Source organism: Mesorhizobium sp. M0159 (assembly GCF_040322295.1).
Lineage (GTDB): Bacteria > Pseudomonadota > Alphaproteobacteria > Rhizobiales > Rhizobiaceae > Mesorhizobium.
In genome coordinates, this window is sequence record NZ_JAMYTF010000015.1 from 15,816 (window position 1) to 37,060 (window position 21,245).

Annotated in this window: 25 protein-coding genes and 1 pseudogene; 21 read left to right on the forward strand and 5 right to left on the reverse strand. The window is 61.4% G+C overall.

Annotated elements, in window-relative coordinates:
• Positions 1-18: 18 nt before the first annotated feature.
• From NKJ32_RS16620 to NKJ32_RS16635, 4 genes are all read left to right on the forward strand, one after another.
• Entirely contained in the window at positions 19-1,080 is a 1,062-nt protein-coding gene (locus NKJ32_RS16620; RefSeq protein ID WP_352786862.1) for an ABC transporter substrate-binding protein, read from the forward strand.
• Between the two features lie 67 nt (positions 1,081-1,147).
• Complete coding sequence (locus NKJ32_RS16625; protein ID WP_352622845.1) at positions 1,148-2,017, forward strand: ABC transporter permease; 870 nt, start codon at positions 1,148-1,150, stop codon at positions 2,015-2,017.
• The gene (locus NKJ32_RS16630; protein WP_352622846.1) at positions 2,017-2,805 is read left to right on the forward strand and encodes an ABC transporter permease; all 789 of its coding nucleotides are present in this window, start codon (positions 2,017-2,019) and stop codon (positions 2,803-2,805) included. Before NKJ32_RS16625 ends, NKJ32_RS16630 begins: the two co-directional genes overlap by 1 nt.
• On the forward strand, positions 2,805-3,872 hold the full coding sequence (locus NKJ32_RS16635; protein WP_352707120.1) for an ABC transporter ATP-binding protein: 1,068 nt from the start codon (positions 2,805-2,807) through the stop codon (positions 3,870-3,872). Before NKJ32_RS16630 ends, NKJ32_RS16635 begins: the two co-directional genes overlap by 1 nt.
• Before the next feature lie 546 nt (positions 3,873-4,418).
• On the opposite strand, the gene NKJ32_RS16640 is transcribed toward NKJ32_RS16635, so the two are convergent.
• On the reverse strand, positions 4,419-5,690 hold the full coding sequence (locus tag NKJ32_RS16640; protein WP_352622847.1) for a tyrosine-type recombinase/integrase: 1,272 nt from the start codon (positions 5,688-5,690) through the stop codon (positions 4,419-4,421).
• A 1,030-nt stretch (positions 5,691-6,720) separates the two neighbouring features.
• Here NKJ32_RS16640 and NKJ32_RS16645 point away from each other — a divergent pair.
• From NKJ32_RS16645 to NKJ32_RS16665, 5 genes are all read left to right on the forward strand, one after another.
• The gene (locus NKJ32_RS16645) at positions 6,721-6,960 is read left to right on the forward strand and encodes a hypothetical protein (protein ID WP_352828095.1); all 240 of its coding nucleotides are present in this window, start codon (positions 6,721-6,723) and stop codon (positions 6,958-6,960) included.
• Complete coding sequence (locus NKJ32_RS16650; RefSeq protein WP_352622878.1) at positions 6,960-8,006, forward strand: DUF7146 domain-containing protein; 1,047 nt, start codon at positions 6,960-6,962, stop codon at positions 8,004-8,006. The genes NKJ32_RS16645 and NKJ32_RS16650 overlap by 1 nt, the downstream gene beginning before the upstream one ends.
• Positions 8,007-8,319: 313 nt before the next feature.
• Positions 8,320-9,255, forward strand: coding sequence for an SLOG family protein (locus NKJ32_RS16655; protein ID WP_352592630.1), 936 nt, complete (start codon positions 8,320-8,322; stop codon positions 9,253-9,255).
• Positions 9,256-9,668: 413 nt separating this feature from the next.
• On the forward strand, positions 9,669-9,908 hold the full coding sequence (locus NKJ32_RS16660) for a hypothetical protein (protein WP_352826971.1): 240 nt from the start codon (positions 9,669-9,671) through the stop codon (positions 9,906-9,908).
• A 195-nt stretch (positions 9,909-10,103) separates the two neighbouring features.
• Positions 10,104-10,433 (forward strand): DUF736 domain-containing protein, encoded by a 330-nt coding sequence (locus tag NKJ32_RS16665; RefSeq protein WP_023674291.1) that lies wholly within the window; start codon positions 10,104-10,106, stop codon positions 10,431-10,433.
• Positions 10,434-10,625: 192 nt separating this feature from the next.
• Here NKJ32_RS16665 and NKJ32_RS16670 read toward each other — a convergent pair whose 3' ends face one another.
• Positions 10,626-10,841, reverse strand: a complete 216-nt coding sequence (locus NKJ32_RS16670) for a helix-turn-helix domain-containing protein (protein WP_023674290.1) — start codon at positions 10,839-10,841, stop codon at positions 10,626-10,628.
• Between the two features lie 126 nt (positions 10,842-10,967).
• Between NKJ32_RS16670 and NKJ32_RS16675 the strand changes: the two genes are divergently transcribed.
• The 12 genes and pseudogenes from NKJ32_RS16675 (at position 10,968) to NKJ32_RS16730 (ending at position 17,999) form a co-directional block, all read left to right on the forward strand.
• Positions 10,968-11,246: a DNA -binding domain-containing protein gene (locus NKJ32_RS16675; protein ID WP_023674289.1), complete on the forward strand. Its 279-nt coding sequence runs from the start codon at positions 10,968-10,970 to the stop codon at positions 11,244-11,246.
• A gap of 167 nt (positions 11,247-11,413) precedes the next feature.
• Positions 11,414-11,599: a transcriptional regulator domain-containing protein gene (locus tag NKJ32_RS16680; protein ID WP_352455880.1), complete on the forward strand. Its 186-nt coding sequence runs from the start codon at positions 11,414-11,416 to the stop codon at positions 11,597-11,599.
• 46 nt (positions 11,600-11,645) lie between these two features.
• Positions 11,646-12,170 (forward strand): DUF2285 domain-containing protein, encoded by a 525-nt coding sequence (locus NKJ32_RS16685; RefSeq protein WP_352452158.1) that lies wholly within the window; start codon positions 11,646-11,648, stop codon positions 12,168-12,170.
• Positions 12,171-12,284: 114 nt separating this feature from the next.
• Positions 12,285-12,575, forward strand: coding sequence for a helix-turn-helix transcriptional regulator (locus tag NKJ32_RS16690; protein ID WP_352828097.1), 291 nt, complete (start codon positions 12,285-12,287; stop codon positions 12,573-12,575).
• A 438-nt stretch (positions 12,576-13,013) separates the two neighbouring features.
• On the forward strand, positions 13,014-13,574 hold the full coding sequence (locus tag NKJ32_RS16695; protein WP_352592625.1) for a S26 family signal peptidase: 561 nt from the start codon (positions 13,014-13,016) through the stop codon (positions 13,572-13,574).
• Between the two features lie 44 nt (positions 13,575-13,618).
• Entirely contained in the window at positions 13,619-13,945 is a 327-nt protein-coding gene (locus NKJ32_RS16700; RefSeq protein ID WP_352592622.1) for a DUF736 domain-containing protein, read from the forward strand.
• Positions 13,946-13,949: 4 nt separating this feature from the next.
• The gene (locus NKJ32_RS16705) at positions 13,950-14,996 is read left to right on the forward strand and encodes a lytic transglycosylase domain-containing protein (protein ID WP_352592620.1); all 1,047 of its coding nucleotides are present in this window, start codon (positions 13,950-13,952) and stop codon (positions 14,994-14,996) included.
• A complete protein-coding gene (locus tag NKJ32_RS16710; RefSeq protein WP_156937256.1) occupies positions 14,993-15,244 on the forward strand; it encodes a hypothetical protein in 252 nt (83 codons plus the stop codon). Before NKJ32_RS16705 ends, NKJ32_RS16710 begins: the two co-directional genes overlap by 4 nt.
• Positions 15,241-16,984 (forward strand): annotated as a pseudogene (locus tag NKJ32_RS16715) (relaxase/mobilization nuclease domain-containing protein). The gene NKJ32_RS16710 and the pseudogene NKJ32_RS16715 overlap by 4 nt, the downstream one beginning before the upstream one ends.
• A gap of 59 nt (positions 16,985-17,043) precedes the next feature.
• Positions 17,044-17,379: an ABC transporter permease family protein gene (locus tag NKJ32_RS16720; RefSeq protein WP_352786856.1), complete on the forward strand. Its 336-nt coding sequence runs from the start codon at positions 17,044-17,046 to the stop codon at positions 17,377-17,379.
• 54 nt (positions 17,380-17,433) lie between these two features.
• Positions 17,434-17,694: a CopG family ribbon-helix-helix protein gene (locus NKJ32_RS16725; protein WP_352452153.1), complete on the forward strand. Its 261-nt coding sequence runs from the start codon at positions 17,434-17,436 to the stop codon at positions 17,692-17,694.
• Entirely contained in the window at positions 17,691-17,999 is a 309-nt protein-coding gene (locus tag NKJ32_RS16730) for a type II toxin-antitoxin system RelE/ParE family toxin (protein WP_352592611.1), read from the forward strand. Before NKJ32_RS16725 ends, NKJ32_RS16730 begins: the two co-directional genes overlap by 4 nt.
• Positions 18,000-18,188: 189 nt before the next feature.
• On the opposite strand, the gene NKJ32_RS16735 is transcribed toward NKJ32_RS16730, so the two are convergent.
• From NKJ32_RS16735 to NKJ32_RS16745, 3 genes are read right to left on the reverse strand one after another with little or no spacing between them, the layout of a single operon-like run.
• Positions 18,189-19,238, reverse strand: coding sequence for an L-idonate 5-dehydrogenase (locus tag NKJ32_RS16735; RefSeq protein WP_352592608.1), 1,050 nt, complete (start codon positions 19,236-19,238; stop codon positions 18,189-18,191).
• Complete coding sequence (locus NKJ32_RS16740) at positions 19,235-20,641, reverse strand: TRAP transporter large permease (protein ID WP_352622855.1); 1,407 nt, start codon at positions 20,639-20,641, stop codon at positions 19,235-19,237. The genes NKJ32_RS16735 and NKJ32_RS16740 overlap by 4 nt, the downstream gene beginning before the upstream one ends.
• A gap of 3 nt (positions 20,642-20,644) precedes the next feature.
• Positions 20,645-21,217, reverse strand: a complete 573-nt coding sequence (locus tag NKJ32_RS16745) for a TRAP transporter small permease (RefSeq protein WP_352455843.1) — start codon at positions 21,215-21,217, stop codon at positions 20,645-20,647.
• Between the last annotated feature and the right edge of the window lie 28 nt (positions 21,218-21,245).

The window sequence follows — 21,245 nt, forward strand, 5'->3', positions numbered from 1 at the left end:
ACACAGAGAGGAACGAACATGCGCATGCCCGACTTGACTGCCCTGCTGACGGCGACCGCCGTCTTCACCTCCGCACTCGCATTTGCCGCCAAGGCCAACGAGGTGCACGTACTCAACTGGAAGGGCTACGGCGCCGACGAGCCGTGGGCCATCGAAGCCTTTGAGAAGGCGACCGGCAGCAAGGTCGTCAACGATTTTTTCAATTCCGAACAGGAGATGCTGACCAAGCTCAGGACCAATCCCGGCCTTTACGATGTCGTCATGATCAACGCCGCCTTCAACGACCAGGCGATGGCGGAAAAGCTGATCCAGCCGATCGACACGTCCAAGCTGCCGAACTTTCCCGACATCAGCAAGGACAAGGCCGGATCGCCGATGCTCGTCCATGACGGCAAGGTCTATGGCGTGCCGTGGGTCTGGGGCCTGACGGCGCTCGCCATCAATGAAAAATCCTTCGACAAGCCGCCGACGAGCATCGCCGAAATGTGGGATCCCGCTCACAAGGGCCGCGTCACCATCCGTGATGATGCCGTCGAGGCGGTTCAGTTCGGCGCCATTGCCACCGGCCAGAACATCAACGACATCAAGGATATCGAGGCGGTCAAGGCGAAGCTCACCTCGCTGATGCCGCAGATCAAGACGTTCTGGAGCTCGGAAAACGACTGGAACCAGATGGCTGCCTCTAACCAGATCGACATCGGCACCTATTGGAGCGGCTCGGCCGACCGCGCCAAGACCCATTTCAAGCTGCCGGTCTCGCTCGTGATCCCGCAGGAGGGCGCTGTCGCCTGGCTCGACGCCTTCTCCATTCCGGTCGGTTCCAAGAATGTCGCCGGCGCCGAGGCCTTCATCAACTACATGATCGACCCGAAGTTCTATGTCGAATGGGTCACCAAGGTCGGAGCCCCGGTATCCGCCAACACCAAGGCTGTAGAAGCACTTCCCGGCGATGCGTTCAACCGCAAGGTGATGGGTGACCCGGCAGTCGCCAAGCGCATTCAGTTCCAGGCGCCGATCACAGACGCCCAGCGCGAAACCTATCTGTCGCTTTGGCAGCAGCTCAAGGTCGACGTGAAGTAACAGCAGAAGCCGGGATCAGCCGACCATCCATGTCGGCTGATGCTTCCCATCCTGGGAGGAGGATGTCATGGCAGCACAGGTTGCGGCCGCGTCGCGCAGCGGATTGAGATCGGCCTTGCCGCTGCTGGCGCCTGCCTATCTCTGGCTGACGGTTGCGATCTTCCTGCCGCTCTCAGCCATGGTCTTCTTCTCCTTCATGACCGACCTGCCGCTGTCGGGAAAGCCGTGGGCGTTCACGCTCGAAAACTATGCCGCCTTTTTTTCACAAAGCCTTTATCTGACATTGCTTTTGGCCTCGCTGCGCCTCGGCCTCGAGGTGACGCTGTGGTGCATCGTCATCGGTTATCCCGCCGCTTATGTGCTGGCTAAGGTGCTGAAAGGCCGCAGCCGAGAGGCGATTTTCCTGCTCGTCATCCTGCCGTTCTGGTCGAACGGGCTGGTGCGCATCTTCTCCTGGGCGATGGTGCTGCGTGAAGGCGGCATCCTCGACACTGCGCTCAACGCCGTCCTGCCGTTCAAGATCAACATTGATCTTATCTATTCCTATCCGGCCGTCATCATCGGGCTGGTGCACTCCTACGTGCCTTACATGGTGCTGACGTGCTACTTGACCCTGCAGGCCATCGATGACTCGCTGATCGAGGCCGGGCGCTCGCTCGGCGCCTCGCGGCTGCAGGTGCTGAATCGAGTCATCATTCCGCTGTCGATGCCGGGGCTGGTGGCGGGCGCAGCGCTCGTCTTCGTCCCGGTTGTTGGTTCGTTCATGGAACCGCGCATCCTCGGCGGCCGTACCGGCACCTTTTACGGCACTGTCATCGAGGACCAGTTCGTCGCCGTGTTCAACTGGCCGCTGGGTGCTGCGCTCTCCTTTATCCTGTTGGCCGTCGTGCTGGTCATCCTGGCGGTTGCCTCGCCGGTGCTGCGGAGGGCTACGTGATGGCGACGACACGTGTTCTCGAATGGCTCGGCCGCCTCTACATCTGGCTATTGCTCGCCTTCCTCTATGTGCCCATCATCATCATGGCGCTAATGTCTTTCAACGTTTCGCCCTTCTACCAGCTGCCGTTCGAATGGACGACGGAATGGTATGTCTCGCTGTGGCAGAACGACCAGCTTATCTCAGCCACCTGGAACAGTGTCGAAATCGCAGTCATCACTACCATCATCTGCGTCGTGCTTGGCTCGGCGGCGTCACTTGCGCTCTACCGCTATGAGTTTCGCGGCAAGAAATTCCTGCAGGCGCTGCTGTTTCCGCCAATCGCCATTCCGTGGCTGATAACCGGCACGGCGATGTTGATCTTCTTCTTCGGCGTCGGCATTGGGCGCGGCCTGTTCGCTATCCTGCTTGGCCACGTCGCGCTTGCGCTTCCCTACGTCATTGTCGTCGTGTCGGCCCGACTGCAGACCTTCGCGCACGAGCTGGAAGAGGCGGCGCGCTCGCTCGGCGCCAATCAATGGCAGTTGACGAACCGCGTCACGCTGCCCTGGATCATGCCGGGCGTCATTGCCGGCGGGCTGTTCGCCTTCGCCGTGTCCTTCGACCAGTTCGTCGTATCCTACTTCTTGTCGACGCCCGGCCAGACGACGCTGCCGGTCGAAATCTACGCCGCGATCCGCAAGGGATTCACCCCCGAGATCAATGCGGTCTCGACGATCATCATTGTCGTGTCGATGGCACTGATGCTGCTGACGGCGCGCTTCTTCAAATTCGGCGGAGAGAAGTAATGGCTGGCGTCCAAGTAGCGAACGTGTCGCGCGCTTTCGGTGCCCACAAGGCGCTGGACGATGTGTCTATCGATTTCGCCGATGGCGGCTTCTATGCCCTGCTCGGGCCGTCAGGCAGCGGCAAGACCACGCTGCTGCGACAAATCGCGGGCTTCGACTTTCCCGATTCCGGTCGCATCACCATAGGTGGTGAGAGCGTCGAACGGGTGCCGGTCGAAAAACGGCGCATCGGCATGGTGTTCCAGAACTACGCCCTGTTTCCCAATATGAGCGTCTCCGACAATATCGCCTTCGGCTTGTCGGTGCGCGGCGAGCAAAAGGCGGTGATTGCCAGCGAGGTGCAGCGAGCACTCGACCTCGTGCAGCTCAGCAGGCTCGGCGGCCGACGGCCGCACCAGCTGTCCGGCGGCCAGCGCCAACGGGTGGCGCTCGCTCGCGCGATCGTCATCCGGCCGCGCGTGTTGTTGCTCGACGAGCCGCTCGGGGCGTTGGACAAGGCGCTGCGGGTCGACATGCAGATCGAGCTCAAGCGCATCCAGCGCGAGATCGGCATCACCACCATCTTCGTCACCCACGATCAGGAAGAAGCGCTGACGATGAGCGACCGTATCGGCATTCTGCGCGATGGCAAGCTGGTGCAGGAAGGCCCGCCCGAGGAGATCTACGATCGGCCGACGAGTGAGTTTGCCGCCACCTTCCTGGGCGACGCCAACATCCTTCGCGGCGACAGCACGGGCAACGGCATCCGGCTGCCGGACGGCACAGCGATTGCCGTCGGCTCCGGTACCAAGCTTGCCGCTGGGGCCAAGGCAAGCTGCGCCGTGCGGCCCGAACGCATCCGCATCTTCACCGATGCCGAGGCTCCGGATGCGGCCAACGGGAATCTGCTGCGAGGCCAGGTATCGAAGCGCATCTTCGCCGGAAATAGCAGCACCTACTTTGTCGAGCGTGCTGGCCAGACGCTCAAGGTGATTGTGCAGAACACCGGCGCTGTCAGGCTGGCGGAAGGTCAGGATGTCGTGCTGCGTTGGTCGCCGGAAAGCACCGTCTTGATCGTCGCGGGGTAGCAGGCCAGAGATACACCACTGACCGACTCAGATGGGGCTTTTGTGATGGCAAAAGATTGCGACCTCCTGGTTGAGGTCCGCGCCAGAAACGCCGATACGTCCCCCCTACGAGACCATCGCAATTTTTTGGTGGTCTTGCGGCCCGGAGCAACCGATCCCGGCAATGGGATGGACAACGACATGGTTGGCATCGCCAAGGTCTTGCCGATTGATAGTTTCACTCAGAAGCGGTGCGCCGGGCTTGCGGCTAGTGCGCCGTTTGCTGCTGTTTTGAGATTTGGCCAGGTGCGATTCATTGGCCTCGAAGACAAGCCTCCGTCAAGCCAGGCATCACGATCTTTGCCTCTAATCCTCCCACATTCAATGTCGCTTTCGGGACCCGGCAAACCGATCCAAGGCACGGCTGCGAGCACGCGCCCTGGGGAGCCGGAGTAGACCTTTGAGCGGGGTGCGGATGGCAGCTTTGAACGTGCGATCCCATCGTCCCGAACGATGTAGATTTACCAGCAAGTCGTTATTGTTCCTGGGCTCCTTCGCCACGTTCGCTCACGACTGGTCGCGTTTCCTTTCGCCGTTTCTGTGGGAAACCTGTGGGATGAGCACACCGCGTTTGTGCCTTGTGATTTGAGTTATACTCGGAACGGTTTGCGGCGACTTGGAGAAAACTGGCTTCTTCGTGATCTTCTCGGCGGCGTCTGCCAAGAAATTAGGATGATGATGGCCGTAAGTTTCGATCAGGACATCCACTGTAATGCCAAGAAAGCCCGCAGCCTGCCACATATCGGTGCCGGCCTGCATCATCCAAGTCGCCGCGGTGTGGCGGAACACGTGCGGAGTAACGTCGGGCCCTAGGCCGGCGATTTCGCGCGCCGTCTTGAAGCTCTTGTCTATCGACTGCACCGGCTTTCCATTCCATTCCACGACAAAATCCTGCGATATCTTGCGACCGATGTTCGCACTTTTGCCGCCCGATTTGGTCTCGATGTGAAGATCAGTGCGCGCCCAGCGCCGGAGGTGCGCCAGCAGCCGCTCGGGCAACGGTACAGGGGGTTGGCGCTTCTTGGTCTTCCTTGTGCCGGTGGCACCGCGATAGAAGATACCGCGGTCTAGGTCCACATGACCGCGCCCTTTCGTTGGGCGCATGGCGGCACCGCAGATTGCGGCCGAGCGCGTTCCTGTATAAAGTGCGACGAGGATGAAGCGCGCGAGATGTCGCCCAGTGCGCCGGCCGCTCTCTTGGCCCTTCCATGTCTGCTTCATACGCCAAGCTGCCCAGATCAGTGCGGCCGCCTCACTGCGGGTCAACCAGCGTTCGCGGGCGGCGGCCTTGTCTGGCAGGGTGATGACCGGTGCGGCGGTTGTATAACCCTCCTTGCGGTAGTAGTTGATGGCGGCACGAAGATCCTCGAGTTGGCGGCGCGCCGCGGCTTCGGTGGGGCGCGACGCAATGTACTCGCGGCAGAGTTTGCCATTGATGGCGGCGAGAGTTTTTTCCCCGAAGTAATCAAGGACCTTGTCCAGCCGAGCCGCCGTCTCTTCTGGTGTCGCGTGCTTCGGTGCAACCTCTTTAAGGTAGAGGTTGACCACATCGGCAATTAAGACGTCCTCGGCTCCCCGCGCTCGGTGGTATTTGCTTCCGATGTAGGCGGCGAGCGCCTTTTCAGCTTCAGTTCCTGGACGGCCTTTTTCGCCGCCGCCAGCGCTGATGAAGCTGGATCCATCGCGGATAAACCATCCAGCTTTGTTTCGGCGCGTTCCATCTTTTTTCCAGCTTTCGTCACGCCATACCAGGCGTGGCCCTTTCGACGTCCGCGGCATAGTTCCCTCATCCTCGCGATTGCCATCAAGCTCACGTATTCCTTTCCGGCGATTAGCTCCGTTTCAAGTCGACCGGCGTCACGTTCCTTGCGTAGGCCTGCTGCGCTCATCGAGCCGTCGGGAAAGGCAATTCGCGCAGCGATTTCGACGCGCAGTGGTGTGGTCTCGTCGAATTGGTCGGCGATTTTCATAAGAAGTCCTCAGCAGTTCTTAGGTCCGAGCTGTTCGCCGACCTCGTTGAGCACTCCGTCCTGTCTCGCCGTTCTGGACATGGTCCTGCCGGAGAACTCTTCTCCAAAAAACCGGCTGCGAAAACCGCCCGCCGGAGGTGCTGCGGCGAAGAGGCGCCTTCGACCTGTCAATCGGAGTGGTTGCGCAACAAGTCTATGGCTGGCCTCTGCTTCCAGTCCGGCCAGACACACTCCTAAAGGGATCCGACCGTCGTTTCAGTATCAATACTGCCGGCAGGGCCTATTGCGTCGCAACGCCCGCGCGCGCCGCGCCGCCTTCAGGCGAGCAGGGCAGCGGAGTATCTCCTTCGCTTCTTGGCTGGCAGCGTCATTGCTGGCGACGATTAGCGGCAGGCCGCCCGTGATGACCAACCACGTCCAAATCGATTTCCCGTCGCAAAAAGCGCTCTGTTCGCTCTCGAACTCAGCCGCATGCCCTCGGTGTCGCACGCCACAGCGCCGAAGGCGTGATGAAGAACGCAGATGCTTCCAATGGGGCGACCGGCCCCGCTCGTCGTTCATCGCCGCGCTGTGGTCCTTAATCGCTACTGCTGCACGTTTGTATGTTGCAGCCGCGTTTGTAAACAGGAACGCCGTCACTGAGTTGCTACCCCGCGACAACCTCGGTTGGCTGCCAAGCACAAGAGGACGAGGAGTGCCGGGATCTCCATGACGAGTTTGAAGGTCGAGAGAGAGGCTCTCGACTGCCCGTCTCGGAGTACATCCCGATGGCGACTACCCCTCAGAAAATTACCCTTCTGTCCTCGCGAGACATTGCCTTCAAGAACGTGGAGTTCTCCATGTCCCAGGTCCGCGTCAAGGCTGACATCTGGATCGAGGACCTACCTGACCTCGTAGCTGAAGTGACGACCCACTCGCACCTCATCGTGCGCAAGACGACCAGTGGTTGCATCGAGCGCCTTGCCGTCGAGATTCGCGCAGGGTCGGCCAGTCCCACTGAGCCACAGGCGCCCGAACCCGCAATTCTGGGCAAGCTGCTGGAGCGCTATCAGCGCATCGACATGCGGGAGGATGCATGATGCCCCGACACGATGCGTCCGAACTGGCCCACCGCCTGGGCCGACAGGCCGAAGCGGTTTGTCGCCACTATCTTTCGAGCGGACATCGCGAGGGACGCTACTGGCTTGTTGGCGATGTCCGAAACACGCCGGGTCGCTCGATGTTCGTGCGGCTCGTCGGCTCGCAGAGCGGAAAGCGCGCAGCCGGCAAATGGACTGACGCGGCGACCGGGGAGTATGGCGATCTTCTCGATATCATCCGCGAAAGCCGCGGCTTGAGCGACTTCAGGGACGTTGCCCATGAGGCAATAACGTTTCTCGGCCTACCCCATCCCGAACCAGAGCAGACATCAATCCGGTCGAAGTTGCTGGCCGCGCCGTCGGAAATGTCGGAGAAAGCGCGTCGGCTATTTGCGATGTCGCAGCCGATTGCGGGTACGGTCGTAGAGGCGTATCTGCACAACCGCAGTATTGCCGCTTTGCACGGGACCGGAAGTCTGCGTTTTCACCCGCGCTGCTACTACCGGCCCGACGAACAAGCGCCGACTGAGACCTGGCCGGCGATGATCGCTTCCGTCACCGATCTCGACGGCCATTTGACTGGCGTACATCGCACATGGCTTGATCCTTCCGGCAGGGGCAAGGCACCGGTCGGTACGCCGAGGCGCGCGATGGGCGATCTTCTCGGTCACGCGGTTCGCTTTGGCCCGCCGGGCGACGTCATGGCGGGCGGCGAAGGCATCGAGACCGTCTTGTCGCTTCGGTGCATCCTGCCCGATATGGCCATGGCAGCGGCACTCTCGGCCGCCCATCTTGCTGCCATGCTGTTCCCCCCCACACTGAGACGGCTCTACATCGTGCGCGACGCCGATCCAGCCGGTAACGGCGTGCGTGACATCTTGATCGAAAGAGCGAATGCTGCCGGGATCGAGCCGGTCGTGCTCTCGCCGGCACTTGGGGACCTCAACGAAGATCTCTGTACGCTAGGCGTGGATGCCGTTCGAGCAGCAGTCCGTGTTCAGCTCGCCCCCCAGGACATCGCCCGTTTCATGGCAGTGGCGGGATAACTCGGAACGAACAGCCTGTCCGCTGTCGCTTGCATCACTTGGATGCTCCTGAAGTCGAAGAGAACCGCGCCTGCGGGCCTTCCAGAGGGCGATCGGCCAGCAAACGACCCGGACCCGCAATGTCTCCGGCCGACTATTTTCCGGCGCGCTCCCCAAGGGAGCGCTTTCCATCGCGAAGCAAAATAGCCGGCCTTCACCCTCCTCCGCTGACACTCCGGCCCTTCGCTTCGCTGCGGGTGCAGGTCCGTCCCGTCCGCCGGCTTCCGTCGCCATGAAGGCCGCGAGGGTCGCGGTCCAACCGGCGGAGCATCCAATGAGCGAGCATGACGACTACGAACCACAGCACTCGTCTTCACCCATCGACCACGTCCTCACCGAACTCCAGCTCTATGGCTACCGTCCCTTCGTGGATGAGCCTGATCCTCGACCGCTTCCAGAGGGCCACTGCGTCGCCGGCGCGATGGCCGACATCTTCGACGCCCTCATCGTGGCACTGCAAGACACTCGCCTCGAGCCCGATCTCGACGATCTTCTGTGGTCGACCGTCAACATCTTTCACCGCGCCGCAGATCGGATCGAGCGCGAACTCGATCACAACGAGCAGGCGCAACGCCGCAGCCAGCGTGAGCAGGACGGCAGCGAAGTGAAATCGGTCGAGCTGGAACGCCTGACGGCCGAAGGGCAGACGCTGATCGAACGCCAAAGCGCCTTCGAACTGATGCGTGATCAGGCCGCGGAGCACTACGAGCGCCACACCGGATCGAGTTGGCGACCGCGCAGCGGATCGATGGTCAACCATCGCAACATGACCTCTGCGCTCATCGACAGCCGCGATTTTCTCAGCGCCAAGAAACGCGCCTCGCAGGAAGTCCTTCTGCCACCTGGCCCGAAAATCGCCTTCACCGCTGGGCTCGACTTCAATGACCACCAGCTGATCTGGGCCAAACTCGACCAGGTCCACGCCAGGCATCCCGACATGGTATTGATGCACGGGAAATCGCCGAAGGGTGGCGAAAAGATCGCCTCCTGTTGGGCAGACCATCGCAAGGTACCCCAAATCGGCTTTGCCCCTGATTGGACAAAGCATGCCAAAGCCGCCCCGTTCAAGCGCAATGACGCAATGCTGGAGGCGCTGCCGATAGGCGTCATCGTCTTTCCCGGGACCGGAATTCAGGACAATCTTGCAGACAAGGCAAAGAAGCTCGGCATCCCAGTCCTCGACTTCCGCCCCAAGGGAGGCGGCGCGTAAGCGCTGCCCGCCCTACCCTTTTTTCGATTGTACGATACGGCCGCGGTCGGGCAGCGTGTACTGTATTTGCAGTTCGCTGGAGTGCTTGGCCCGGGATGCCGGATCTCCGCCCGGCGCCGCCCGTCTTTTGCGATACTCAGTCCGCGCCCTAGCAAAGGCGCGCGACGCCGTCACGCTTGCCGTCAACGTTTCAGCTGCGTCGCAGCTGGCATCACAGCTGCGAATAACGACGCCCGTTCAACCGAACAGGGGCTGGATCTGGGCGAATTCACCGAACAACCGGCGCGGGCAGGATGTTTTTTTCTGACCGGCCGTCGCATTGTTAGCGTTGTCGCTGGCACGGCATCGCGCGACGCACAGTTCGAATCCACGACGGCGTGCCGTCTCGTTCCAAAGATAGCGGATATCCGGTGATGCACGTCAGCCGTGACTTGAACCGTCACGTGCGTGCCTTAAGCGCGGTGCCGACAACAGCTTGCGACTTCGCGATGCCTGTACAGAGGAGCATCGAGGCCGGTGATCGTCGTAGCCGGGATTTCGCCAGCGACGGTATCGCCAGGTTCTCCGTTGATGTCTCTATCTGGTGGGCCGCTCCAAACGGCCTCTTTAATGGGCTGATCTGGCCGAAGGTCGGCTGCGCCTCGATCGCCTAAGCCGCAATGGCGCCGATCGACTTTCTTCCCCTGCCGGCTGCGCCGTCATTCCTCGCCAAACAACAAAGTCGCTTGGCTGCCATCCTCCGCTGGCGCTGCGGTCGCAAGCGATGCGGCGTCGATCGCCTCCGGCCCGCGGATCGCCATCGAGGCCGCAATGGTGCGGGCTCGAAACAGAGTTCAAGGAGAAAACTCATGGCGATAATCGGAACCTTCAAGAGGACCGGCAACAACGAGTTCACCGGCGAAATCGTCACCCTCTCGCTCCAGACCAAGAACGTCCGCGTCGTGCCCGAGACCAACCGCTCTGGCGACAGCGCCCCCAGCCACCGTGTCTTCGTCGGGCGGGTCGAGATCGGCGCCGCATGGTCCAAGCGCTCCAATGACGGCCGCGACTATCTCGGCGTGAAGCTGGACGATCCGAGCTTCACTGCTCCGATCTACGCGAACCTCTTCAACGATGAGGAAGGCGAAGGCTACAGCCTCATCTGGTCGCGCCCCAACGGCCGCCGCAACGCGGAGTAAGGCCCCGACCAAGGCTCCGCCCGGACGAACAGGGCGGGGCCGTCCTCCTTTTCACGACAAGGTGAGCGCAGTCGCTGCGCAACGAGCTCCGTCGGACTTGGGGCGACTACCTGTCGTGTTCGCGACTGGAGACTTCATTCCTGCATGTTGCCTCGCCGATCATCGAAAATTGGCGGTGTTTCCCGCGTCAACTCACGGTGCCGATTTTCTGATCAACTCGCATGGGTCCACATTCAGCGCAGTTGCGATCCTCCCAAGAACACTGATGCTGGCCGAGACCCGAGCGCGCTCGATCGATCCGACGTAACGCATGCTCAGTCCAGAGCGGGCGGCCAGTTCCTCCTGCGTCACGTTCTGGTCATGGCGCAGACGACGCATGTTGGCCGCCATGATCTCCTTGAGATTCATGACGGATTAGGGACCAGAAAGGGAACTATCGTTCTAGGAATGATCGTTCCTATTCGCTATGATTGGTGCTCGATCTAAAGGACGGCTCCTTCGAGATCGCGATCGAAATATGAACGGTCAAATACAATGCTTAAACCGCTGCTCGATCCTGATGTCGCCGACATTGCGCCGGATGCCCCGGTCCTGACCGGCTATGACGAGGAGCGTCTGCTCACCTACATTCGCCTGCTTGACGCGGCAGCGGAAGATGCCGATTGGCGAGAGGTGGCCAGGATCGTCTTGCATATAGACCCGGAGCAGGAGCCGGAACGAGCGTTCCGGTCCTGGGAGACCCATCTTGCCCGCGCGCGATGGATGACGACCAGCGGCTACCGATATCTTCTCGCTGGCGGCGCTCCGCACTGACGCGGCCGGCGCTCCATTTTGCTGAATCGGCATAATGGTTTGCCGACTCTCAAACTATCCAACTTCCTTATGCCCCTGAATGTTGACGCCGACGCCTCACATCCGGGTACGCGGAGAGGACAGGAACAGTGCAAGGCGATTGGACCGATCCGGCGGCGTATTCACACATGTGCAGCTACCAGGCTACGGAGTTCGCTGCCGAGTATCTGATCCGGAATGACGAATTCGTGGCAGAGTGCAGCCAGCTTGCATCGCAATTCGCTGGTTCTGGAGAACCTGCCGGTCAGCCCGATCTCGCCGCCCGTTGGGGCGCGCGATTTCAAAACTGCCGGTGCCGGACTTCCGAAAGCTGACAATATCATCTGGACAGAACAGGCCTCGCCGCGCGTGCTCCGGGTCATGCGGGTATCTGCATCCCATCAAACAGTTCGACCTTCCAGCCTTGCCGGAGCCAGCGTTTGGCCGCAGGACGAAGGCCTTCACATTATTTGGTCTACCTTAATTGGGAAAAGTCATCTCGTCGCTGACGACCGCGCCGGTGAATTCAACGCTATCCTTCTGCCGCTCGACGCTGCATTCGAGACGCGGCTCGATGCAGCGCGCCGGTTCTGGCGCGCACTGAACGGCCGGGCAGCCAGTCCATCTTACGGCGCGCTGCCGCAACAGACCAAGACCAGGCATATCCTCAATTTACGCGCACATGATGGTCACCGCACGGGTGCAACCTATCGTCAGCTCGCGGAGGTGCTGTTTTCGCAGGAGCCGATTGTGCCGCGAGATTGGCGTGATCATCATCTCCGCCACAAGGTCCGAGCTATCTTACGCCGTGCAGCTTTTTTAGTCGCCGGCGGCTATCGCGATCTTCTCTTCTACCCCCACAACCGTAGCGAAAAGTCCGGCCGCCGAAGTCCTTCTTCGGGGTAGCAAAAACGCGCCCCCCAATCTTTGCCCTCCCTCGCCTTTCCTGATTTCGATCATGGTCCACTTCGCGCGTCCCGGCAGGCCAGGACGACAGCAGAACCGAATGGAGATCGAGCGATGTCGAAGGGTCCCGCGGACGCGCCCCAAAAGTATTTGCGCACGAAGGAGGCAGCACCCATCGTCGGGCTCTGCGCCCGCACACTCGAAAAGCACCGGACCTACGGCACCGGCCCAAAATACCGAAAGGTCGGCGGGCGCGTTCTCTACGACATCAACGACCTGCACGCCTGGATAGAGCTGGGGGCACGCACCTCCACCAGCGATGTCAACGCGACCTATGTTGCGCCGGCAAAACCCCATGCAGCCCGCGCGCCCGCCTATGTCGGCAGACGCGACCGCAGCTCCTGATCTGTGGCGCACCGAAAATGCAGTATCGCGAGACCGTTCAGCAGCAATTTGCGCTGCCTCATGTCCCCTCATCCGGCTTCCCTCCACGCGGCACGGAGGACGTCGTGGCGCGGCAGCTCGTCTTATTGGTGAAATCCCGCCGCCTGACACCGATCCACTCTCATGCGCGCGACCTGCGTTGAGGCGGCAAGTGTGCACGGCATGGCAACGATTTGGAATCGCTGCCATCCTGGTCTGGGCTGTGTCGCAAAACATCCACGCGCAAGCCAGGAGATTGCAACCGCGCCGCCTGGTAGCGGCGAAACAGCAGCAAACCCTGACCTTCATGTCGCCGCGTAAACGGCGGCACGTCCACAGCCGGATAGCCGCACGCGAGCAGCCGAGTCCATACACGGGCAAGCGTCTTAAAGCTTGCCTGCTGCGCCCCGGGATCGAGTCATGAGCAAGCGCACAAAGATCATCGCCACCATGGTTGGCGGCGCAGTGCTCGCCGCGGCGCCGGCATGGATTAGCCATCCGCCGATATCCATCTGGAACGCATCGGGGAGCATCCCCGTCGGGCTCTATCGCGTCCAGCCGGCCGACAAAATCGGTATTGCCAATATCGCCGTCATCATGCCGCCCGAGCCCTTGGCGGCCTTCATGGCAAGACGCGGGTATCTGCCGAAAAATGTGCCGCTCCTGAAGCGTATTTTGGCACTCGGGGGCGCAACCGTCTGTCGCCAAGGCACAACCATCATCGTCAACGGCAAGACGTATGGACATGCGCGCGAGCGTGACAGTCGCGGTCGACCCCTGCCCATCTGGCAGGGCTGCCGCGACATTGCAGAGGCCGACGTCTTCCTTATGAACCTGGGTGCAGCCGACAGTTTTGACAGCCGCTATTTCGGCCCGCTCCCGCTCTCATCGATAGTTGGCCGCGCGGTTCCCGTCTGGACCACGGAGCGCACCACTCCGGTGCTGGATATCACCAACGATCCCCTCGCTAGCGAGCCGTGACGGCTTGGCTCGACGCGCACTAACACTCAGAAAGGAGCACTGCAATGACCCAGATCGGAACCTTCACGCGCAACGATGACGGCTTCTTCGGCAATCTCTCCACGCTAACAATCGAGGCGAAGATTGCCATCCTGCCTGCCGAGAAATCCAAAACCGAAAACGCGCCCGACCATCTGATCTATTGCGAAGGGATGGCGGTCGGTGCGGCTTGGGACCGCGCTGGAGACAAGGCTGGGGATTACCTCTCCGTCTCAATTGACGACCCGTCCTTTACGCAGCCGATCCGCGCCAAGCTGTTCCGGTCCGATGCAGAGAACAACGTCTGGAGCCTGCACTGGAACCGATCATCGAAGCGCGACGGGCGAGGCTGAACAGATGCTTCTGGAGCCCTTCGACGAATCTTTCTCGCCAACCCTTTTGATCCATTGCGCGCCGGTCAAACCCTTCGATCTGACCGCCCGCGAGGCAGCCCAGAGGGGGCCGGACACTTGCTTGTGGCTGCGGACGCCGATTTCATCACAGTTTTGGCAAAGCCGGTTCGATTGGCAAGCCCCTGCCCTTAACGGAAGCGAACACCGTCGCAGGCTGGCAGCGCATCGGTTCTGCGGTCTGCGGGATGCAGCCCACAGAGGCATGACGACGTTTGCCGCATGTGTCATGCTCGGCTTCGTGGCGCCCGAAACTGGTGCAGCGGCTTCCTCTGCTGGTGAACGGCCGGCGCACTCCGAGTCGACGATCTTGTCGGCTGGCCCGTGGTCGCAGCATATCCGGGAAGCGTCAAAACGCTTCGCCATTCCAGAGCGGTTGCTGCGCGGCGTCATGCATGTTGAGAGCGTCGGCGATGTTCGTGCGCTTTCAAGCAAGGGCGCAATGGGCTTGATGCAGATCATGCCGGCGACGTGGGAAGAACTGCGCATCAAATACCGTCTCGGTGACGATCCCTATCAACCGCGTGACAACATTCTTGCAGGTGCAGCATATCTTCGCGAAATGCTCGACAGCTTCGGGCGCAGCGGCTTTCTTGCCGCTTACAATGCCGGTCCTGGTCGGTACACGGAACATCTCTTAACCGGCCGTCCGCTGCCACGCGAGACGGTCGACTACGTCAGGAAACTCGCGCCGCTGCTCGATGGTGCAGTTCTCAGTCCGCGGCGCGCGCGGCAAGGAAGGGGCAGAGCCAGCTCTCTCCGTCCAACGATCTTTGCGCATCCCCATGACATTCGGAACGCCACTGCATCGGATGGCAATGGTTATGGCGAGACGATCTTTGCGGCGATTCATTCGTCCGCAATGCGGTCGCCAATGGGCAATCCTGTTGCGGACCTGACCGCGATCGAGCCACGGCCGGGTGAAACCGATTTCCAATCGAACCACGCTGTTTCCGGCCTATTCGCTCAACCCTCTTTAGCCATATCGCGATGATCGCCACGTTCCTCCTCAATTGCATTCCGGCCTGTTCCGTCGCGGAAATTGCGGCGGAAGGGTTGGCTGTGGATGAGAACAGAGAGATTGGCAGGATAAAGGGCCGCGAGGTGCGGCTCGGTTCGGCCGATTGTTTTCCTTACGATTTTCGTCTCATTTCGCAATGTGCTGGCACAATCAGCGATGTGCGCTATTCCCAATTTTTCAGTCTTTCAATGGAAACCGCACCTCGTGGCCGTCTAGCATGAAGCGTGACGATAGCTTTCGCGTCCGCCCCGGTCGCATCCGCTCCCGCGCCGGCCAGCGCGCACGACCCTTCATCTTCCAGGCTCTTGCGGCCACACAGCGCGCCGGCGGGCACCTTACACGCGAGGGTCGGATCACCTCCCCGCGAGCTTCAACGTTTGGCCGCGGCCGGTCAGCGAGCATCCGCGCCAGTCGCCTCGATCTCTGACAGCTCACGCGGCGCCGTCGTCAAGACCCGTGTGGTACGGCAGTTCAGAGGGTCTGCGCCACTCGCCACCCATCTCAAATATCTTCGCCGCGAAGGTGTTACACGTGATGGTGAGAAGGCGAGGATGTTCGGTCCCGACACCAAAGATGCAGATCATGACGCCTTCTGCGACCGCTGCAAGGATGATCGGCATCACTTCCGTTTCATCGTTTCGCCGGAGGATGCAATGGAGCTCGGCGACCTCAAGAACTTCGCTTGTGACCTGATGGTCGACATGGAGCGCGACCTCGGCACGAGGCTCGACTGGATAGCCGTCGATCACTGGAACACCGAACATCCGCACGTTCACATCCTCGTTCGCGGCGTTGCCGACGATGGCGAGAGCCTTGTCATCTCGCGCGACTACATCCGCCAGGGCATGCGCGATCGGGCGAGCGACATTCTCACCCAGACGCTTGGGCTCCGCACGGACCTCGACATCCGCCAGGCCATCGAGCACCAGGTCGACACTGAGCGCTGGACGCAGCTCGATCGCCAGCTTGTTCGTGACGCCGACCGTCATGGTATCATTGATCTCGCGCCACACCCTGATCGCCGGCCCGACGAGTTCCTGGGGCTCAAAGTCGGCCGGCTGCGGCAACTGGAAAGCCTGGGCCTCGCGAACGAGATCCGTCCCGGCCAGTGGATGGTGGTCGAAGAGGCCGAGGCCACTTTGCGCGCCCTCGGTGAACGCGGCGACATCATCAAGCGCATGCACCGCAGCCTCACTGTGCATGGGCTAGAAAAAGGGACGGCCGACTATGTGCTGGCCGCCGAAAAGATTGATGCGCCCGTGATCGGCCGACTGCTCGAACGCGGCCTTGATGACGAACGGCGCGGCGCGGCCTATGCCATCGTCGATGGCATTGATGGACGCACGCACCACATTCGCTTCCATGACCCTGATGCGGCCGGAGACTCCGACCCGGGCTCGGTCGTGGAGTTGTGCCGCGATGCGAGTGCAAATGGCGGTGGCCGGGTCACGCTCGCGGTCCGCTCCGACCTCTCAATCGAACAGCAGGTCCATGCTTCCGGCGCGACTTGGCTCGATCGCCAACTCGTTGCACGCGAGCCTGCCGAATTCGGTGACGGCGGCTTTGGCAGGGACGTAAGACAGGCACTGCAAGATCGGGTCGACCACCTTGTCAGCCGCGATCTGGCCAGGCGCGAGGGACAGCGCGTCATTCTTGTGCGCAATCTGATCGATACTCTACACGATCATGAGGTGGAATCGCTCGGTGCCCGCCTCGCCGCCGAGACGGGCCTCTCATTCACGAAGGCTGCCAACGGCGATCATGTGGCTGGGATTTACCGGCGGCGTTTCTCGCTGGCTTCAGGCCGGCTCGCGATGATCGACAATGGGCTCGAATTCAAGCTCGTGCCCTGGTCGCCGTCGCTCGAAAAGCGATTGGGTAATCAAGTCATCGGGATCGTGTGCTCGGATACGGGGGGCGTGGATTGGAACCTGGGAAAGAAGCGCGGCATCGGGCTATGAAGGTTACAGGCGTATGCTCTATCCTGATGCTGGGAAGCCAGCACGGTCGCACATTCTATTTGTACCCGCGCAGTGAAGCGCCGATTGCCTCGCAAAACAGGGACTTTGCGCATCCTCGATTCAGTCTGGCGCCCGCGATCGCGGCACTGGCGCTGTTTGCCTTCGTCTATCATTGGAACAGCTATCTGTGGCCGCTGACAGTTTTGCAGGGCAATGCAGAGGATTATCCGATCGTCATTAGCCTCAGCCGCCTGCTCAGCTACAACAGAGGCGCCCTCAATACAGGGCTGGTCATGGCCGGCGCCACGCTCGCCGTGCTGCCGCCATTGATGCTCTTCGCCTTCCTGCAGCGCTTCTTCGTGGATTCGATCGTCGGCTCGGCGGTCAAGGGATAATGGACCAGCGCGGCGCTCTGTGCTAAGGTGTACACAGATCAACAGGACACCGCTATGGCCGCTAGCACCACTATGACAATTCGCGTCAGTCCCGATGTAAAGGAAAAGCTCGACCGGATCGCAACCGACACCCGGCGTAGCAAGTCGTTCCTCGCAGGTGAAGCCGTCGCAGCGTATGTCGATCGCGAGCTTGAAATCATTGAAGGTATCAAGCGCGGCCTTGCTGATGTCGAAGCTGGGCGCATCGTGTCTCATGATAAGGCCATGGCAGAAATTTATGCCGCGATTGATGCAGGCACGGGCCGCAAGGTGTGACGCGAGCCGTTCAGTGGTCTCGCGGTGCGCTGGACGACATCAAGGAACAGATCGCCTATATCTCGCAGGATAATCCGCGCGCTGCGCGCCTGGTCGCAGACCGGATTCTGGAAGCAGGGGCCGCGCTTGGGGAAATGGCAACCGGGCGACCCGGCCGTGTATCCGGCACCTATGAAAAGCCTTTGAGTCGCCTGCCCTACATCATCGCTTACGCCGTGACCGCCAAGGGCGGCCGGGAAAGCATTTCAATTTTGCGGGTGATCCACGCAGCGCGCGGTTGGCAGGACGAGGAATGGCCGAACTGAGCGAGATCTCGCGACGAAGGGGCTTTAATCGCGAGCGGATTTGCTGCCAACAATTTTGACAGCAAGCTGCCGGGTATTGCTCCCGAGTTTAACCGGAGACCTGGGTGGGAGCATATACGTCGAGCACGTTCTGAGTTTCGTCCGTTCGCAATGAGTTATGGCTGCTAACGATCTGGCAAAAACCACGATTCAGTCCGCGGTCAGCACGACCTTGACACTCTGTGAACGGTCGGCGGCAAGTCGGAAGGCATCGGGGGCGCAAGAAAGCGTGCGCTCCGCTGTCATCAGCTTCAGGACGTCCACCTCCCCCGACACGATGAGATCGACCGCCCGGCCGAACTCCGTGCCGAAGCGGAATGTGCCTTTGAGGTCGATCTCCTTGGCCATCACCGCATTGGCCGGCAGCGGGATCTGGCCACCGGGAAGATTGCCGACCTGGACCACCGTGCCGCCGCGCCGGACACTGGCGATCGCCGCGGCAAGGCCGGCGGCAGTGCCTGAAATCTCGAACGCCACATCAAGCGAACCGCCGGCAGCAAGCGCCTGGAGTTCGGCGTCGCCGCCGGAAAGGTCGATCGTCCTGTCGGCGCCCAAACTGCGGGCGAAGGCGAGCGGCGCGGCGGCGATATCGACGACGGTCAGTTCAGCGCAGCCGGCAAGCCTGGCCGCGAGCATGGTCAAGAGACCGATGGGGCCGGCACCGAACAGGATGACGTTGCGGCCCCTGATGTCGCCCGCCCGCGCGGCGGCGTGCAGGCTCACCGCCAGTGGTTCGGCAAGTGCCGCCGCCTGGTAGGCCACATCAAGTGGAACCTTGAAACATTGCGCGGGCGTGGCGTCGAACAGACTGACGAAGCCGCCCTGCATATGCGGTGTCTTCGATGCCGAGCCCATGAAGTAGATGTTTTCGCAGAGATTGGCCCGCCCCTCCAGGCATCGCGCGCAATGCCCGCACCAGCGCGACGGATTGACCGCGACATGGTCGCCGACGCCCAGGCCGGGCGCGGCGCCGTTGATCTCGACGATTTCGCCCGAGATCTCGTGGCCGAGGACAAGCGGCGAGGTGACGACGAAGTCACCGGTACGGGCATGGCGGAAATAATGCAGGTCGGAGCCGCAGATGCCCCCTGCCCCGAAGCGCACACGCACCATGCCTGGTGCCAGCGGTTCGAGCGGATGCTCCACGACGCGAAGGTCCTGCGGGCCGAACAGCGTCGCGGCAATCACCTGGCCACTCACCGGATCAGTTCCATCTCGGTCGGCAGCCAGAGCGTAATGGCGGGTATGAAGGTGATCAGAAGCAGCGCCACGATCAGCGGCACCAGCCACGGCAGGATCGCCATGGTGGTGCGCTCGACCGAGAGCTTGGCGACGCGCGACAGCACAAAGAGCACCATGCCGAGCGGCGGGTGCAAAAGCCCGATCATCAGATTGAGCGTCATGATCAGCCCGAAATGCACAGGGTTGATGCCGTAGACGGCAGCGACCGGCAGCAGGATCGGCACCAGAATCGTGATCGCGGCGATCGTATCGAGGAAGCAGCCGACCACCAGCATCAGGATGTTGACCAGGATCAGGAAGACCCACTTGTTTTCGGTGAGCGCGAAGATGAAGTTCGAAAACAGCTGTGCTGCCTGGCTGACGGTGAGCAGCCAGGCGAAGATCGATGCGGCGGTAACGATGAACAGCACCGAGGCGGTCGTTTCGATCGTGTCGAAGCTGGCCTTGGCAAGCAAACGCAGCGTCATCGTGCGGTAGCGCACCAGCCCGAGGAAAAGCGACCAGATCACAGCCGCCATCGCCGCTTCGGTCGGCGTGAACCAGCCCATCGTCATGCCACCGATCAGGATGACCGGCGTCATCAGCGCCATGACCGCAGAGAAATCGAAATACCAGTCCGCCACGATCAGCACCAGCAGCGCTATGCCGACCGCGATATTGATCGACAGGCCAAGCTGCACCAGCACATAGCAGCCAATCGGAAAGGCAGCCACCACCAGCACCTCGCCCGCCGCTTCGGCCAGCCGCCGAAGCTCGAAGGATGTGTCGGAGCCCCAGCCGCGCCTGTAGGCGAAGATGGCGACCGTGATCATCATCAGCACGGTCATGACCACGCCGGGCAGGATGCCGGCCATGAACAGCGCGCCAATAGAGACATTGGCCATCATGCCGTAGATGACGAAGGGCAGCGAAGGCGGGAAGATCGGTCCGAGCGTGGCTGAAGCGGCGGTAACCCCGACCGCGGCGTCGATCGGATAGCCGTGGTCCTTCATCGCCTTGATCTCGATGGTGCCAATGCCGGCAGCGTCGGCGAGCGCGGTGCCCGACATGCCGGAAAAGATCACCGATCCGATGATGTTGACCTGCGCCAGGCCGCCTTTCATCCAGCCGACCAGGGCAAGGGCGAAGGAATAGATGCGCCCGGTGACGCCGGCGATGTTCATGAGGTTGCCGGCCAGGATGAAGAACGGAACGGCGAGCAGCGGAAAGCTCTCCACCCCGGCGATCATGCGCTGGGCCGCGATGATATCGGGCGCGACGCCGTAGATGACGAGGTAAAGGATCGACGCGGCCGCCATCGAAACGGCGACCGGCACGCCGATGAGCATCAGGACAAGAAAGCCCCCTACCAGAAGCAGCATCGCTCAGACCCCCGCCGTCTCGAACGCACCAGGACGCTCGAGCACCGAATAGCCGCGCCTGTAATTGCCGATGAAGACCTGGATCGAGCGCAGAAGCATCAGCACGAACCCGGCCAGTACGGCGTAGAAGAACCAGCGCCGCGGCAGGTTGACGGTGACCATGCGCTCATGCGCCACGATCGTGACGTAGCGCCACATCAGCCAAGATCCGTAGGCGAAGAATGCGATGCGGATAACATCGACGGCGAGCGCCAGCCAGCGGCCGACGCGCTCCGGCAGATAGTGGTAAAGCACGTCGACATGGATATGGCGCGAAAGGCGCACGCACATGGCGGCACCCAGAAAAACGACGACGACGAGCGCGTTGATGGCGATCTCCTCGGTCCAGGCAAGGCTGTTGTTCAGCGCATAGCGGGTGAAGAACTGCAGGAAGACACACACGACCATGCCCCAGAAAACGGCAAGCGTGATCCAGTCCTCGATGCCGTGGTCCGACAGGTCGACGTGTACCGGCACCTCCTCGAAGGCGTGCGCGATCTCTTCGACGGTGATCTCGGTGTGGTGTTCCTCGGCCATCGGCGCGGGCTCCCGAAGCTGGTGGGTC